At 65.2% G+C, this 15,607-nt stretch carries 12 protein-coding genes; 7 read left to right on the top strand and 5 right to left on the bottom strand.

Features of this window, described 5'->3' with window-relative positions; genetic code table 11:
* Positions 1–69: 69 nt before the first annotated feature.
* Positions 70–3,534, bottom strand: a complete 3,465-nt coding sequence (locus AC1DDH_RS00820; protein WP_476954642.1) for an Ig-like domain-containing protein — start codon at positions 3,532–3,534, stop codon at positions 70–72.
* Positions 3,535–3,945: 411 nt separating this feature from the next.
* On the opposite strand from AC1DDH_RS00820, the gene AC1DDH_RS00815 reads away from it, so the two are divergent.
* Entirely contained in the window at positions 3,946–4,641 is a 696-nt protein-coding gene (locus AC1DDH_RS00815; RefSeq protein WP_476954641.1) for a maleylpyruvate isomerase family mycothiol-dependent enzyme, read from the top strand.
* A gap of 105 nt (positions 4,642–4,746) precedes the next feature.
* The gene (locus tag AC1DDH_RS00810; protein ID WP_476954640.1) at positions 4,747–5,787 is read left to right on the top strand and encodes a Gfo/Idh/MocA family protein; all 1,041 of its coding nucleotides are present in this window, start codon (positions 4,747–4,749) and stop codon (positions 5,785–5,787) included.
* A gap of 50 nt (positions 5,788–5,837) precedes the next feature.
* Here the strand turns inward: AC1DDH_RS00810 and AC1DDH_RS00805 are convergent, their stop codons facing one another.
* Together AC1DDH_RS00805 and AC1DDH_RS00800 are read right to left on the bottom strand one after the other, a co-directional pair.
* A complete protein-coding gene (locus AC1DDH_RS00805; protein WP_476954639.1) occupies positions 5,838–6,956 on the bottom strand; it encodes an aminotransferase class V-fold PLP-dependent enzyme in 1,119 nt (372 codons plus the stop codon).
* A gap of 12 nt (positions 6,957–6,968) precedes the next feature.
* Positions 6,969–7,484 carry a mycothiol transferase gene (locus AC1DDH_RS00800; protein WP_230009918.1) on the bottom strand — a complete coding sequence of 172 codons (516 nt, stop codon included), beginning with the start codon at positions 7,482–7,484 and terminating at the stop codon, positions 6,969–6,971.
* A gap of 204 nt (positions 7,485–7,688) precedes the next feature.
* On the opposite strand from AC1DDH_RS00800, the gene nicT reads away from it, so the two are divergent.
* Positions 7,689–8,798, top strand: a complete 1,110-nt coding sequence (gene nicT, locus AC1DDH_RS00795; RefSeq protein ID WP_476850063.1) for a Nickel transporter NicT — start codon at positions 7,689–7,691, stop codon at positions 8,796–8,798.
* 22 nt (positions 8,799–8,820) lie between these two features.
* On the opposite strand, the gene AC1DDH_RS00790 is transcribed toward nicT, so the two are convergent.
* Positions 8,821–10,143 carry a right-handed parallel beta-helix repeat-containing protein gene (locus AC1DDH_RS00790; protein WP_476954638.1) on the bottom strand — a complete coding sequence of 441 codons (1,323 nt, stop codon included), beginning with the start codon at positions 10,141–10,143 and terminating at the stop codon, positions 8,821–8,823.
* Positions 10,144–10,414: 271 nt separating this feature from the next.
* Here AC1DDH_RS00790 and AC1DDH_RS00785 point away from each other — a divergent pair, with 271 nt between their 5' ends.
* Positions 10,415–11,431, top strand: coding sequence for an alpha/beta fold hydrolase (locus tag AC1DDH_RS00785; protein WP_476954637.1), 1,017 nt, complete (start codon positions 10,415–10,417; stop codon positions 11,429–11,431).
* Positions 11,432–11,433: 2 nt separating this feature from the next.
* Here AC1DDH_RS00785 and AC1DDH_RS00780 read toward each other — a convergent pair whose 3' ends face one another.
* Entirely contained in the window at positions 11,434–11,943 is a 510-nt protein-coding gene (locus tag AC1DDH_RS00780) for a TetR/AcrR family transcriptional regulator (protein WP_476886410.1), read from the bottom strand.
* A 234-nt stretch (positions 11,944–12,177) separates the two neighbouring features.
* On the opposite strand from AC1DDH_RS00780, the gene AC1DDH_RS00775 reads away from it, so the two are divergent.
* The 3 genes from AC1DDH_RS00775 to AC1DDH_RS00765 all read left to right on the top strand — a co-directional run bounded on the left by AC1DDH_RS00775 (position 12,178) and on the right by AC1DDH_RS00765 (position 15,607).
* Positions 12,178–12,684: an LURP-one-related/scramblase family protein gene (locus tag AC1DDH_RS00775; protein WP_476871662.1), complete on the top strand. Its 507-nt coding sequence runs from the start codon at positions 12,178–12,180 to the stop codon at positions 12,682–12,684.
* A 14-nt stretch (positions 12,685–12,698) separates the two neighbouring features.
* Positions 12,699–14,918: a transglycosylase domain-containing protein gene (locus AC1DDH_RS00770; RefSeq protein WP_476858359.1), complete on the top strand. Its 2,220-nt coding sequence runs from the start codon at positions 12,699–12,701 to the stop codon at positions 14,916–14,918.
* Between the two features lie 131 nt (positions 14,919–15,049).
* Positions 15,050–15,607 (top strand): hypothetical protein, encoded by a 558-nt coding sequence (locus AC1DDH_RS00765; RefSeq protein WP_476954636.1) that lies wholly within the window; start codon positions 15,050–15,052, stop codon positions 15,605–15,607.

Genomic DNA, 15,607 nt, shown 5'->3' with positions numbered 1-15,607 from the left:
GATCGGGCCCAGACCGGTGAGGTCCAGGCGCCAATCGGTCCGGGAATTCCTGAACTGACGCGGGCACCGCTAGCCAGTGACCTTCTTCATTGTTGCGTTCCACGTCAGGCGGCCGCGTTGAAAGTCCGATGCCCGGCCGACAGAAACCGAGTACGAGTCGCTCGTGGGATATCCCAGCCGGCTCGTCTCCCAGCCAAGCGACGCCCACTTAGACCGGATCGCACCGGTCACCGGGTGCGCCAGGGTAGCCGGCGTCCAGTAGATCGATGCCGAACCGGAGAAGTGGTTGTAGCGCCCCACTTTATCCGGGGTGCCCTTCTCGTCCGTGATCGGGTAACGCAGCGGGCCGGTTTCCCAGCCAAGTGCCGCCCATTTGGACCGGATGGCACCTAAGACAAAGTGCGCCCCCGTCGTCGGCGACCAGAAGATCGAGTTTCCACTTGCACCTGAGAAGTGGCTGTAGTGGCCCACCCCGTCCGCCGACGCCGTAGTGTCGGAAGTCGGATAGCCAAGCCCGGTCTCCCAGCCCAGGGACGCCCACTTGGCGCGGACCGCACCCGTCACCGAGTGCGCCCTGGTTGTCGGAGACCAGTAAATCGATGCCCCGCCGGCACCGAAGAAGTGGTTGTACCGTCCCACTCCGTCCGGAGTGCGCGTCTCGTCGGTGATCGGATACCCCAGGGGTCCTGTCTCCGCGCCCAGGGCCCTCCATTTGGACCGGATCGCGCCGGTCACCGAGTGCGCCCCGGTGGTCAGCGAATAGTAGATCGAAGTCCCGCCCGCACCAGAGAAGTCGCTGTACCGTCCCACCGTGTCCGGCGACACTTTCTCGTCTGTGGTCGGGAAGCCGAAGGCACCTCCGGCGCCGCCCTCGGCCCTGTAACGCTTGTAGATCTCATTGAGGACTGCATGGGCCCCGGTCTTGGGTGACCAGCAGATCACTCCTCTGGTGTAGTCCTGGCACTTGCCTTCGCCCACGGCGTACTCCGCGGTCAGCGACCGGCCGAGGCTCGAGCCGGGGCGGCCTGCGTCTATCTTCCACCCGTAGGCAGCGATGGGGTCATCGGTACCGTTCCCGGTGAGCATGACCTTCTTTGCACCCTGGCCGTCATCCGCGGTGATCAAATAATAGGTTTCTGTTGTCCCGGCCTGCCCGACGGCCGTCGGCGCGAAGGTCACGGTCTGGTAGGCGGTTTCACCGGCGGGAATTTTCAAGCCCTCGGAGATCGGATCCTTAGTGGAGAAGACCCCCTGCGGCGCTTTCGCCTTCGTGATAGTCATCGGGACGTTGCCGGTGTTCTTTATCTCGAAGGCCCTGATAACCGACGTCCCGGCGGGGACGTCACCGAAATCCAGTGAGCGCGGCATCTCCAGGTGCGCCGCGCCGGAGACGGCGGTCGCGGCCACCTTGACGGTCACTTTCCCGCGGTCGCTGGAGACCGCGACCGTATCGGTCACCGGAGCCGCCGATGTGGGGCTGAAGGTCATGGACACCGCAATCGATGCGAGGGGCTGGATGGTCTGGCCCACGACCGGAACCGTGGCCGGATCGACCCTGAGCTGGGAGTTAGCCGGCAACGCGACTCCGGTGATCTTGGCAACGGTTGTGCCCGTGTTGACGATGTTGACCGTCTGCCGGCTGACCGTTTTTGTCGGGACGTCGGTGAACTGGACCACGGCAGGAGTCGCGCCCAGGCCCTCCTTCGTGCCGACGCCGTGGACGCCGAGGAGGTCGGTCTCGCCGTCGGCCGTTTTGACCGTCAGGGTGCCGTCCGCCTGGCCCGGAACGGTCGGCGAGAAGGTCACGGGTACCGTCATGCTCGCGCCCTTGGCCAACTTCCGGGGCATCGTGAGCCCGGTTCCGATTTTGAACGGGTCGCGCGTCGTGATGGAGCTGACTGTTACCGCCCGCGACGCGGTGATCGTTACGCTCCCGGTCACGGAGGTGCCCACCTTGGCGTTACCGAGGTCGGTGTCCTTTGCCCCTACCGCCGATGTTGTCGGGGCGCCGAAGCCCATGACGTGCCCGTCCCGGGTGCCCACGTACACACGGCCCTTGTCAGTGGCCACCGAAGAGAACTTGGCCCCAATACCCAAGGGGGAGCTAAACACTTCCTTGAGGTTTCCCGTATTGTCCGGGATTGCCCGGTAGGCGCGCAGTTCCGCATCGGCCCCGGTGCCAGCGCTGACATAGACCACCCAGACAAGGGCGGAGGACCCGTCTTTACCGGTGGACGTCACTACCGGCGAACCGGAGCTGAATCCGAACATGCCGGCGGAGGTCCCGACGGCGGCAAGGCTGACACCGCCCGCAGCGCTCGTCACGATCTTGAACGCGCGAAGGTACCCGTTGCTCTCGACGACGTAGAGGTAGCCACCGTTGGTGGTCCCGAGAAACCCGGGCTTTCCCCACACTCCGCTGTACGGACCGGCTTTGTCCAGGACGGCGTCGGTTCCGCCTGGCCCCTGCGCCATGCCGCCCAAATTGTCCCGGTCCAGCAGGTACATGGTGCCGTCTTTACCGATTTGGGCCAGCAGGTGCGGGTGTGCCACGGTGCCATAGCCGTCCGGGATCGCGACGGGAGCGCCGGAGCCTAGATCGGCGTCGTTACGGTTCAGCTTCGCGTTGTCGGCCGGGCTGAAAAAGTCGGTGGGTTTCAGATTGCCGTCGCTGCCGACCCGGAGCCGGACCACCGCCTCCGCCAGCGTGGTGGGGGGCTTCGATCCCGGCCCGGGCTTGGGGGAAATGCCGTTCCCCGTGGTGAGCAGGATTTGACCCGGACCGTCGGACACCAGTCCACCGCCGGATTGCCAGATCCCGCCCTCGGCGTTGGCGTTGCCCGATTCGGTCGCCCACATCGTCGTCTGCCGGCCGGCGGTCGATACGCCGACGACATAACCCACGAAGGGGGTGTAGTCGCAGTGGCTGGCGAACCCTGCGTAGACCACGCCGTTCAAGAGCAGCAGCCCTGGGCGCTGCATCGCCGTCATCGGGTTGAACGGGCGGGTGGGGTCATTTGTCGGGGTGCCTTGGATTGTGACAGGGAATCCTGGTTTCTCCGCGCCGGTCGCCACATCCAGGGAGTGCATGTACCAGTGCGGGAACTGCTTGCTGGCCCCGTCATTCGTCTTCGCTAGCAGGAAGACGCTTTTCGTCGCCGGGTCGTAGACCGGAGTGGACGTGATTCCAATGTTGGGCGTGAGGTCACCGCAGTGAACAGTCGACGCCGGCCACGCTGGCCCGAGTTTGCGTGTCCACTTTGCCGCACCCGTGGCGCTGTCCAGCCCGTACACGGCATTGTTTTCCGTCGCGGCAATCACCGTACTGCCTACTACGAGCGGCTGGGCGTAGACCTGCCCGTCCACGGTTGCAGAGAACAGTTTGCCGAAGTTCGAGGATGCTACCGCCGACGGCGAGAGCCCGGGCTCATCCTTGTCCCATCCGGTCCGCAGCGAATCGTTGGCGATGGTCCCCACGTCCGCAACGGCGGTCTCGCCGACGGTCAGCGTGGCGAGGGCGAGTGTTGCCGACAACAGCGAAGCCCAGGCGCCTCGGGACCACGGCCGTCGTCGGGGCTCAGTGGCGTGGATCGCGGCCGCCTGCTGCCGCCGGAGATTCGGTGCCCCACCCGTCGGTCCACCGCGTAGCCGACCCTGAAAATGGCCGGACAGCACCCGAGATTTTGCTTGATCATGCATGGCTGAGACCCGATTCTGACCACTACATTGACTTTATTAACCCAGTACTTTGGAGCCTAGAAGCGGGGGGTGATGAGCGCGCGAGTGGAGGCTACTTGACTTTTCGCGTGCGATTCCCGAATTCTTCCGAGTGCTACTTGCACCGTCCGCGGGCGCGCCCGAGTGCCTACTTGCCGGGCGCGCGGAATCGCCCCGGCACTCCGGCCCGGGCCGCGGACTGCCCCGGCGTCGCGTTAGGCTCCTCCCATGCCGCCCGATCAATTTCTGGCCGAACTGGCCAACTCCCTGGACCACCTCGGCACGCTCGCCCGGCAGCCGCGGGACACTCTTGCCGGCGCCGTTCCGGCGTGCCCCACCTGGACGCTCGAGCAGCTCTTCGGGCATCTCGGCTCAATCGAGAGGTGGGCAGCCGGGGTGGTCCGGACGGGCACCTTTGTCCAGGAACCTGCACCGCCGGCCGAGGGCGCCGCGGCCTGGTTTCTCGCGGGCACCGCACCCTTCCTCGAGACGATGACGGGCCTTGATCCGGAGAGCGAATGCTGGACCTTTGGGCCGCCTCCGCGCACCGCCCGGTTCTGGCTTCGGCGGCAGGCCCACGAACATGCCATCCACCTGGTCGACGCCTGCCAGGCGCTTGGCCTGGAGATCCCCGTGCTGGCGGACAATTTCATGCTCGACGGTGTCGATGAGGTCCTTGCGATGTTCGCGCCGCGGCAGCTGCGACTGGACCGGATGCCGCCTCCGGACAAAGCTGTGACCTTCCAGGTGCCAGGGGCCGCCAGCTGGACACTGGGACCTGGTGCCGCCGTGGCCTTGATTTCCGCCCCGTTGCCGGTGATGTATCTGGGTCTTTGGGGTCGATCCAACCTGGCAGAGAACGCCGTCATTGAAGGTGACGCCGCCGCGGCCCTGCGTGTGCTTCGGGGTCCGCTCACACCATGAGTTCCGGCCTCGGGATTAGGATACGAACACGTCCCGCGAAGCCGTGGACGCTCCACGAGCCGCCCGATGCTTTCGTGACCGCATGTTCGAAGGGAACCCAAACGCATGTCAGAGCACGCCACACCCGGCACCGCAGGTCCCTCCACGCCCCAGGCCAGATGGGGAATTCTCGGCACCGGGTTTATCGCCGGGCTGCAAACGCCGGACCTGATCGACAACGGCTCAGTGGTCCAGGCCGTCGGCTCCAGGACCATGGCATCCGCGACCGATTTCGCGGCCCGGTTTCAGATCCCCACGTCCCATGGAAGCTACGCGGACCTCGTGGCCGACCCGGACGTCGACGTTGTCTACGTTTCTACGCCGCACCCGTTCCACCTCGAGAATGCGCTGTTGGCCCTGGACGCCGGTAAACACGTGCTGATCGAAAAGCCCTTCGCCATGAACGCCTGGCAGGCCCGGGAGATCGTGGAGCTCGCCGAGACGAAGGGGCTGATCGCCCTTGAGGCCATGTGGACACGCTACCTTCCGCACATGGTCCGCATCCGTGAGCTGATTCGGTCCGGCGCCCTGGGCGAGGTCCGCACAGTGATCGCTGACCACAACCAGAATCTGCCCAAGGATCCGGCGCACCGCCTCAACGACCCGGCGCTGGGCGGCGGAGCGCTCTTGGACCTGGGCATCTACCCCGTCTCCTTCGCCTTCGACGTCTTCGGGGCCCCGACCGGGATCCGGGCAGCGGCCAGCATGACTGAAACCGGAGTTGACCGGCAGACCGCGATGATCTTCGAATACGGTGACGGGCAGCAGGCCGTGCTGCACTGCGCGCTGGACACGGCAGGACCAAACCAGGCCTCGATCATCGGAACCGAAGGCCGGATCGAGATCCCGTCAGTCTGGTACACGCCGTCGGCCTTCACCAGGTATGACGCCGACGGAAACATCGTCGAGCGATTCGATGAACCCGTCACCGGCCGCGGCATGCAATACCAGGCGCGGGAAATGGAGCGGCTCATTGCGGCCGGCTCCGTTGCCAACGACATCCTGCCGCCCCGGCAGAGCGTTCAGGTCATGGAGGCCATGGACGAAGTTCGGCGCCAGATCGGCCTCGCCTACGCCAGCGACGACAAGGACCACGGGCGCGAATAGTAACGGTGCTGCGGCGGCCCCAGTTTTCCGTGAGGAGGCACGGCCGACGCTCACCCTCGCCCGATCAGCCCGGCCACGCGATCGAGTTCTTCATCCAGATTGTAGAAATGTACCGCCAGCCGGATTCTGCCCTCCCGGACCGATGCCACCACGTTGGCCTGGCGGAACCGCGCCAGGACCGCCTCAGTGTCTGTCACCGGCACGGAGAAGATCGTGGAGCGGTGCTGCTCGGCGAACGGCCGGAACGCGGAGCCCTGCGCCGCCAGGGCCTGCTGAAGGTGAAGGGCGAGCCGGGCGTTGCGATCGAGCAAGGCCCCGATGCCAAACCTGCGGAAGATGCCGAGCGCCGCCTGCTCGGCCAGGGCGGGAAACCAGGCCAAGGAGGTGTCGAGCTTCGAGGCCGTGGGTGAGAGGTCCATGGCCGGTCCGTAGAAGCTCCCGGCCGGGTTGCGCGCGGCCTTCCAGCCGGGACCGACGGGCTGGATCCGGTCAAGCAGTCCGCTGCGGACATAGAGGTAGCCCATGCCCCGGGAGCCGAGCAGGAACTTGTGGCTCGCGGCGGCCAGGAAATCCACGCCGTCGCGCACCACATCCAGGGGCACCGCGCCCGCGGCCTGGCAGGCGTCGACGAAGAACCAGGCGCCGGAGCGGGCCGCGACCCGGCTGAGCGCGGCCAGGTCCGCACGGTAGCCGTTGGCCGAATGGACGGCACTCACGGCGATCAGGCGGGTGCCGCCGTCGGCCGCCTGGCCAAATTCCTCGGCCGTCACGCCGTCCCCGCCCGGTGCCACGGCGCGGACCTCGTAACCGCGGTTCCGGAGCAGGAGCCAGGGGTAATAGTTCGAGGCGAATTCGTTCCCTGCAACCACGACGTTCTCGCCGCGCTTCGCCGGCGGCAGGTTGGCGGCCACTATCCCGGCGGCGGAGCTCACGGCCGGGACGATCGCGATCTCCCCCGCCGTCGCCCCGACGATCTCCGCGAACATGGCGCGGGCCTCCTCCCCTGCCCGCTCGGCATCCATCCAGTCAAACCTGCCGGCGGACCATCGCTTGACGGCCAGCTCGTAGGCCTCGCGGGCGGGTGCACAGCCGACGTTCATCGAGGCGGTGTTGAGATAGATGGTCTCCTGTAGCCCCGGGAAGAGTCCGCGAATTTCGGCCGCCTGCATGACACGGACCGCCTAGCCGTGCCCGCGCACGGAGTCCAGGCCCTTTGCGTAGGCCGCCTGCCCCACGTGCTGGAGGCAGTCGGCAATCGTGCTGACCAGCCGCACCCCGAGGGTGACGGGCGGGTCCCAGCGGGTATCGACGATGCGGTCGAAGTCGTCGTCGCCGAGGTTCTCCAGGAAATTCACGGTCTGCCGGTGGACAGCTTCGTAGTATTCGAGCAACAGTTCCGGCGGTGCCTGCACCGCGTCCACCTGGCCGCTCGTATGGCCGTAGCCCGTGTCCCGCTTGGAGAGCGGCAGGCCGAAGCGGGCGGCAAACCCCTCCGAGGTCCACACCTGGTCCAGGCCCGCGGCGGAGGCGACTTGCGCGTCCTCGACCCTGCTGAGGTGCCAGATGAGCCAGGCCATTGAATTCCCGTTGCTTCCGGGCCGTCGGAGCAGGGTGGCATCATCAACCCCGGCCAGGGCCGCGGCCACCGTCTCACGGATCCGGCCGAAGGCATCCAGCAGCAGTTCATTGGATTTCATCGAGTCCCCTCCCTGTGCATGATCGGAGTGCTTGCATGATCGGTGATCCCCATGCTTGCATGGAGGCCGCACCGGCGGATAGGGCCGGGCGTCGCCGTGTCAACGGCGCACGCGGAGACGATGACGGGGGCAACACGGCCACGCGCAGTTCCGCAGTCCACGAGGTCTTGGCAGCGGCGACCCCCGCGCCTACCCTTACGGATTATGAGCAACTTGTTGCCTGTAGCGCAGCCGGTTCGGGCGACGTCCAGTCGCTGGGAACGCCGGGACAAGTTCCATCTCGCCGGCATCACCGGCTTCGTCCTCCTGCTCAACGTGGTCGGCTGGAGTGTGCTGACCCTGGCCGTGGCTCCGCAGAACTTCGCGCTGGGCCGCTCCGGCGTGTACGGGGTGGGGCTGGGCGTTACCGCCTTTCTGCTGGGGGTGCGGCACGCGTTCGACGCCGACCACATCGCCGTCATCGACAACACCACCCGCAAGCTGGTCGGCGAGGGAAAGGCCGCGCTGGGGGTGGGCTTCTGGTTCTCGCTGGGCCATTCCACCGTGGTGTTCGGCGCGGCGCTGCTCCTGGCCCTCGGCGCGAGGGCCATGGCCGGCACCGTGCAGGACGGGGACTCGGCGCTGGTGCAGACGCTGGGACTGGTGGGAAGCGTCGTGGCTGGAACGTTCCTGATCCTGATCGGTCTGATGAACCTCGTCTCGGTGGTCGGCATCGCCCGGGTGTTCCGCGGGATGCGGACCGGGGAACTGGACGAGGCTGAGCTTGAGCACCAGCTCAACAACCGGGGCTTCCTGGCAAGGCTCCTCGGCGGAACCATCCGGCGGATCACCAAGCCATGGCACATCTATCCCGTCGGCCTGCTGATGGGCCTGGGATTCGACACCGCCTCCCAGGTAGCCCTGCTCGTGCTCGCCGCCGGTTCCGCGGCCTTCTCCCTGCCCTGGTACGCCATCCTGGTCCTCCCGGTGCTGTTTGCCGCCGGAATGAGCATTTTCGACACCGCCGACGGCGTGTTCATGTCCCGGGCTTATGGGTGGGCGTTCCTGAAGCCGGTCCGCAAGGTCTTCTACAACCTCACAGTCACGGTGCTCTCGGTGATTGTGGCGCTGGTGGTCGGTGTCACCGTGCTGCTTGGGCTCGTGGCGGACAAACTGGGACTCGAATCGGGGCCGGCGGCCGCCATCGGTTCGCTGGACCTCGAAAACGTCGGGTACATCGTCGTCGGACTCTTCGTCATCATCTGGCTGATCGCGCTCGCCGTCTGGAAATTTGGCCGGATCGAGCAGCGCTGGAGCCACGCCGGCACAAGCTGAGCGGATGCGGGCGCAACGTGGGTCAGCAGCTGGGCGAGTCGAACTCGTAGGCCCCCGAATCGGCAGCGGCCGTCCCGTTGCAGTCCCCGTCCTGGGGCACCGGACTTCCGGCGAGGTCGACGGCGGACAGGCTCGTTCCGGCGCGGTCGATGGCCGGGCTGGTGCCGGTCAGGCGGAGATCGGCCGGTGCGTTCACGAAGCGCGCAGACGCAGTGGTGGACGTGCTGTTCGGTACGAAGTTGACCGGGCCATTGAGGACGTTCTGGTTCTCGGTCCAACCCGAGCCGTTGATCCATAAGGAGTTCCTGACGCCCGCCAGGATGTTGCCGCGGATCACGGTCGATGCAGGGCAGCCCGCATGGCAGACAACGGCCTGGGACTGTGGCCCGTTCAGATACACGGTGTTGAATTCGAAGACTGTGCCGTTCGTCGGCCCGAAGGACGTCCCTGCACCGCGGGCGATCAAGCCCTTGGCCTGGGCACAGTTGGCACCACAGGTCGACCGGACCAGGTTGTAGCGGTAGGTGTTGCCGTCGGCCGTCCCGGAGGACCTTCCGATCTCGGAGAAGTTGTTGTTGTCCAAGGACACATTGTGATGGATGTAGTTCCGGCTGCCGTTGTAGATTTCGAAAGAACCGCCGTCGCGGGTGTAATCGTAGGAAAACGCAGTAGAGCCGCTGACCGTGTTGCCGGAAAGTTCGTTGTCGTTGCCGTTGATCAGCACGCCGGAAGCGCCCGAGTCGTCATTGCAGTTCACGGCCTGGGGTGTCCCGCAGTTCGTGCCCTGCGTCAGGACGTTCATGACGTTGTTGCTGGTCAGGACGTTGCCGGTGTATTTCCCGAAGTCAGACCCGGTCCCCGCCTTGATGCCAACAGCGTTGTTGGAGGCACTGGAATTCCGGACCGTATTGCGGTCGCCGGTGACGCTGATGCCCGCGTAGCCGCAGGAGACGCCCCGAAGTCCGTCAACGGTGGTGAAGTTGCCGTTGATCCTGATGCAGTTTCCAGACTTGCCGCCGGTAATCGTCGGGGCATTGCCGGTCCCGTAGCCGATCAAGGTGATGGGTGCGGCCTCGGTTCCGCTCTGGGTGGTCACAATGCCTCCGGCCCAGGTGTCGCCCCTGCGGAAACTGACCGTGTCGCCGGGCTTGAGGACGATCGAGTTGACCTTCGACAGTGACTTCCACGGCGCAGCGCTGGAGGTTCCCGGATTGGTGTCACTCCCCGAGGCACTGACGAAGTACGTAGTGCCCGCGGCCTGGGCCGGCGCCGGGAGGCCCACCGCCAACCAGCCGGCCGTCAGGATCAGGGTGGTTACGGCTGCGCGAACGGAGTTGATTCTCATGGCGATCCTCGCGGTTTGATGGTCAGAGGAGGAGAGCTCCGCGACCTTGAGTATGTCCGCTCCGGCTGCGGCCATGAGTCGAGACGCGGGCTTAGGTCATCCGCCGACCCTAGTGGGCGGGGGTTGTAAAAAGCTTGGGCATGATCAACCAGAGCTTTATCTCGAACAGCGCTGTATGATTTATTTGGTCAACAAAAGTGCCTGACCGGACCGGTCCCAGCGCGGAGACGTCGCACCGCCTACCTCAGTTCCTTCGTCCTGGAGTCTTGCCATGATGCCGCGCCCTACCCGCCCAGCCCTGGACAATCCGCCCCGCAAGCGTCGGTGGAGGCGGGGCCTGCGCATGGCGGGGGTGGTGGCGCTGAGCATTGCCGGCTTGCTCGCCGCCTCGACGTCGGCCAATCTCATCCTGGAAGAGATCGAAAAGTCCCACACGGTCGCATACGGCGAAAAAGTTCACCTCAATGAGGGAACCATCAATGTCACCCGCACCGGCGAGACCGGGCCGACGGTCGTGCTGCTCAGTGGACTCGGGACCCCTGCCCCGGGGCTCGATTTTGCCCCCCTGGTCCGGGAAATGCGCGGCTTCCGAACAGTGGTTGTTGAGGGATTCGGCTACGGCTTAAGCGACATGACTGCCCGGCCAAGGACCGTTGAAAACATCGCCGAAGAACTTCATGAAGTGCTGTCAAAGCTCGGCATCAGGGCTCCCTACACTCTCATGGGCCACTCGATCGCCGGCTTTTCCACGCTGTACTACGCGAACAAGTATCCAGCGGAGGTGTCCGCCGTTATCGGCATCGACCCCACCGTTCCGGCCAGCAGGATGTCCGTAGGCGAAACCACCGACCCCGCCGAGGCTCCTGCAGCGGACTACTGGTGGGCGCACGCACCGTCGACCACAGGCCTGGTCCGCTGGGCCACGGCGCTGGGTTTTGGAGAACCCGGCGGCGGCAGCTTCACGGCAGCAGAACGCCAACAAATGCGTCAGATAACGAGCTGGAACTTCGGCAACCCGGCAGTCACTGATGAAACTCTCCGGATGGGCGAGAATGCCGCCAAGCTCCAGGATCTCCGCTACCCCGACGCACTTCCGGTGCTCTACTTCCTTTCACAGGACACGATGAACCAGCAGCCTGACTGGTACGGCGCGCACGAACGGCAGCTGGCCAACGTACGGCGCCACGAGCTGGTGGTCCTTGGGGGCGAGCACTACCTGCACTGGACGCAGTCCAAGGCCATGGCAACGAAGATCACCGAGTTCCTGCGCCACGGCGGCACCCGGTAGATCTAGTGGAGAGACTTATCGGTCGGCAGGTCCGGCAGGTCCGGCGGGACCAGGAGGGCCCGGATCGTCGACGGAAGGATCTTTGCCGCCGCGACCTCATCCAGTCGTTCCGCCCGGATTTCGGCCGCCGCGCTGTGGAGGATGGCGTAGAAGCAGGCGGCCTGCCACGTGAGTGAATGATCGGTACGGAAGATCCCCTCACTCCTGCCCTTTTCCAGCACCGACATCACCCTGGCCAGCGGCTTGTCGTGGTGAGCCCTGATTTGGTCGGCTGAGAGGTATGGTTCGGCCGCCGCCAAAAGCGCGTTGAATTGATGGAGGACCCGCCAGGATGACTGGACGATCTCCTGCAGGGAGTTCCAGGTGTCTTGCTCGATGTCTACAGCGGCGAGTTCGGCCTCGGCGCGGTCCATGGCCCTCTCGAACACCGCGCCAACCAGGTCCTTCCGATCTGCGAAGTGGCCGTAGAGGGTCACCCTGCCCACCCCCGCAACCCGAGCAATTTCAGCCATGCTTGCACCGGGATTGTCACTGAGGCGTGTCAACGCGGCTTCAATGATGGCATCTTTGTTCCGGACGGCGTCCGCCCGCTTGGTGCGTTCTTTCTGCACTCCCGGCACCGGCCCTCCCAGCCCATTCAACTACTCAAACAATGATGTTCAGGTTACCAGCGGGGACAGGTCAGCCGCCCGGACCATCCGGTTCGGGTGAGGTGCCGGCCGGCGGAGCGGTCCTATGGTCAGGGCATGGGACTATTGCGGCACCGGCATGACGAACCCATGGGCGAGCGGTTTCAGATGCGCGAGAAACTGCTGTCGATCGGGGACGACTTCTGGATCGAAGACAGCCACGGCCAACGCGCCTACAAGGTCAACGGCAAGGCGGTCCGAATCCGGGACACGTTCGTTTTGGAGGACGCCTCGGGAAACGAGGTGGCCCGCATCCAGGAGCGCAAGCTCTCGATCCGGGACAAGGTCGAAATCGAGCGCGGGGGCGACACCGCCGCGACGGTCCACAAGGCCTTGGTAGGGCTCCGCGACCGCTTCTCGATCGACGTGAAGGACGGCCCTGACATGAAGGCGCACGGCAACATCGTCGACCACGAGTACGAGATCGAGCGCGACGGTCATACGGTCGCCACGATCTCCAAGAAGTGGTTCCGCGTGCGCGAGTCCTACGGCGTCGAAGTCGCGGGCGGCGAGGACGTCCCGCTCCTCCTGGCGATCACCGTCGCCATCGACTCATTGACCTAGCCTGTCCAGGCAGCATGTCGCCCAGGAAAAGCACCGGATCCCTAGTAGCCACGACCCTGTGGAGGCTATTCGGGTTCCTGACGGCGAGCGCGGTGTGCGGCGTCCTGGCCGCCAGCCTTCTGGTGCCCACCGTGGCCGCGACCGGCGTCGCCGTCAGCGACTCGATCAAATTGTTCAACAGCCTCCCCTCGGAACTGACTGTTGATCCGCCGTCGGAATCGACCAGGGTGCTCACCGCCGACGGGAAACCGATCGCCACCTTCTATGCTGAAAACCGCGTGAAGGTCCGGCTCGACCAAATGTCCCCGTACATCAAGGACGCGATCGTCGCGATCGAGGACCGGCGATTCTACGAACATGCCGGCATTGACCCCCAGGGGATTCTCCGGGCGCTGGTGTCCAACCTGACCAACGGCGGAAGGCAGGGTGCCTCCACCCTGACCCAGCAGTACGTCACCAACGTGCTCAATGAATCCCTCGTGTCGGCGGACAAGGGCGACCAGATTGTCCTCAACGGGCAAAAGAGCATGGCCGACAAGATCCGCGAGATGAGGCTCGCCGTCGAACTGGAGAAGAAATACACCAAGGACCAGATCCTGGAGGGGTACCTGAACATCGTGTTTTTCGCCCGGGACGCCTACGGCATCGAAGCTGCGTCCCGCTACTTCTTCAACACCACTGCCAAGGACCTCACCCTGCCGCAGGCTGCCCTGCTGGCCGGCCTCGTGAACAGCCCCAGCTTCTATAATCCTGACGTCCATCCGGAAAACGCCGTCCAGCGGCGCAACCAGGTTCTCGCCAAGATGCTCAGCTATGGCGCCATCACCCAAGCGCAGCACGAAGCGGCCGTGGCCGCCCCGGTGGATCTCAAGATCACCCCCGGGAGGCAGGGATGCGCCGGCGCGGAAATGGCACCGTACTTCTGCGACTACGTCTCCCACCTCATTCTCAACAATCCGGCCTACGGCGCGGATATTGCCGAACGCGAGCGGAAGCTGTTCCGCGGCGGCCTGACCATCACCACCACCCTGGACAGCCGGCTCCAAGTGGCCGCGCAGGCGCAGGTCGATGCCACGGCCGGGGCCAACCCGGACAAGTGGGGCGCCGCGATGGTCTCCATCGCACCCGGCACCGGCAAGATCCTGGCGATGGCGCAAAACACCGTGTTTCTCCCGGCACCTGGCAAATTCGACACGCAACTGAACTTCAACGTCGATTCCAAGGACGCCAACGGCAACGACCTCAACGGCGCCGGCGGGTTCCAGCCCGGCTCCACCATGAAACCGTTCACGTTTGCCGAATGGCTCAACGAGGGCAAATCCCTTTCCGCCATGGTGGACGCGTCCCGGCGCTCCTATCCGCTCGGGTTCCGCTGGAGATCAAGCTGCGGCAGGGTGCTCGGGGCCTACAGCACCAGCCAGAAGAGCCTCGGCGCGGCGGACGACCTCCAGAACAACGACGCCGGGTACTACCGCCGCATGCGCGTGGACTACGGGCTGTATAACTCCATCAACACCGCCACCTTCGCCGAGGCCGCGCAACTCGACTTCTGCGGCATCCAGAAGATGGTCGATGCCGCCGGGCTCCACAGCGGCGTGGACAACGCCCAAATCAACATGCACCAGCTGGGCAATCTGCTGGGCGCCATTGGCGTGGCGCCTCTCCATCTGGCCAACGCGTTTGCCACCTTTGCCAACGACGGAACCTACTGCACGCCGATTGCCATTTCGGCAGTGAACGACGCGGCGGGACAGAAACTGCCGGCCGAGACCAGCTCCTGTCACAAGGCGATCAAGCCCGAGGTCGCCCGCGGAGTGAACGCCGTGCTGCAGGACGTGCTGAAACGCGGGTCCGGCGTTTACATCAAGCCCAAGGTCCAGGAGCGGTTCCCGGTCGCGGCCAAGACAGGCACGTCCAATACCAATGGCGCCACCTGGGTGGTGGGCTACACAAGCGGCCTCGCTACGGCTTCCTTCTTCGGCGACGCCCTGGAGGGCCAGAAGAGGCCCGGGCAGAACATCACCATCAACGGCAAGTTCTACAAGGCCATTGACGGCTACATGCTCGCCGGCCCGCAGTGGGCGAACTACATGCGACAGGTCGCCCGTTACTACCCCACCGCCCCCTTCCCGGCGCCGCCGGAGTCCATGACCCGGACGCCCTCCGCGAGCCGCACGCCCCCGACGACCCGCACGCCGTGCTTCCCCGGTGTTAGTGGTGCGCTGTGTCGCTGACACTGGCCCGAAATGCTCCGGATCCAAAACCGCACTCTATGCCAACGGGGCCCGGAGCCTCTATCCTCTTGCCATGGGAGACGGGGCCAATTTCCGGCGAGGGGAATCGCGCCACCGCGCGCGGGTGGCTCATGAATCCCGATAGCGCCCAGCCCCACGACAACTACGACGCGTTCCTGTCGAGGCTGGACGCCGCCACCAGCAGCCTGAGCACCCGGGCCGCGTCGCTGGACAAAGCACTGGCAGCCGTTTCCCTCCTCTTGGGACCATCTGAGTCCGCCGTCCGGAAATGGGAACGACGGCGCCATTACGTGGGTGAGCAGCTCGCCGTTCACTCCGGGTCCCCGCAGTCGTACACCGCGCTGTGCGAGCTCCACGTCGTGGCAGGAAAGATGGAATCAATGCTCCGCGGCCATGTCCAGCGTGTCACCGAGAAGCTGGCGGTCATGCAAGGGCGTCGTGAGGCCATCGACAAGTCACTGCTGGAGCTTGAGCTGAGCAGAATTAAGCTGACGTCGTCCCGGATGCTGTCACAGGACCGCGAAAAGTTGAGCAGCATCTTTTCCGAAATCGCCGGCTCCACCGCGGCCAAAGGAGCCATTCCCGATATGGGGTTGCTGGGCGATCTCAAGGAAGCACGCGAGGCAATCATCCTGGCCGAAGCGCTCATGGAAGTGAAGGGGTACTAA

The sequence above is a fragment of the Arthrobacter sp. 10T425 genome (genome assembly GCF_056393985.1).
Note: the sequence above shows the minus strand (reverse complement) of the source record. Positions and strands in the feature narration are given on the sequence as shown.

Bases quoted from the DNA above. Each gene is read 5' to 3' on its own strand.
- AC1DDH_RS00815 (WP_476954641.1), top strand. From the start codon at position 3,946: ATGCCGCCCGATCAATTTCTGGCCGAACTGGCCAACTCCCTGGACCAC.
- AC1DDH_RS00810 (WP_476954640.1), top strand. From the start codon at position 4,747: ATGTCAGAGCACGCCACACCCGGCACCGCAGGTCCCTCCACGCCCCAG.
- AC1DDH_RS00805 (WP_476954639.1), bottom strand. From the start codon at position 6,956: ATGCAGGCGGCCGAAATTCGCGGACTCTTCCCGGGGCTACAGGAGACC.
- AC1DDH_RS00800 (WP_230009918.1), bottom strand. From the start codon at position 7,484: ATGAAATCCAATGAACTGCTGCTGGATGCCTTCGGCCGGATCCGTGAG.
- nicT (WP_476850063.1), top strand. From the start codon at position 7,689: ATGAGCAACTTGTTGCCTGTAGCGCAGCCGGTTCGGGCGACGTCCAGT.
- AC1DDH_RS00790 (WP_476954638.1), bottom strand. From the start codon at position 10,143: ATGAGAATCAACTCCGTTCGCGCAGCCGTAACCACCCTGATCCTGACG.
- AC1DDH_RS00785 (WP_476954637.1), top strand. From the start codon at position 10,415: ATGATGCCGCGCCCTACCCGCCCAGCCCTGGACAATCCGCCCCGCAAG.
- AC1DDH_RS00780 (WP_476886410.1), bottom strand. From the start codon at position 11,943: ATGGCTGAAATTGCTCGGGTTGCGGGGGTGGGCAGGGTGACCCTCTAC.
- AC1DDH_RS00775 (WP_476871662.1), top strand. From the start codon at position 12,178: ATGGGACTATTGCGGCACCGGCATGACGAACCCATGGGCGAGCGGTTT.
- AC1DDH_RS00770 (WP_476858359.1), top strand. From the start codon at position 12,699: ATGTCGCCCAGGAAAAGCACCGGATCCCTAGTAGCCACGACCCTGTGG.
- AC1DDH_RS00765 (WP_476954636.1), top strand. From the start codon at position 15,050: ATGAATCCCGATAGCGCCCAGCCCCACGACAACTACGACGCGTTCCTG.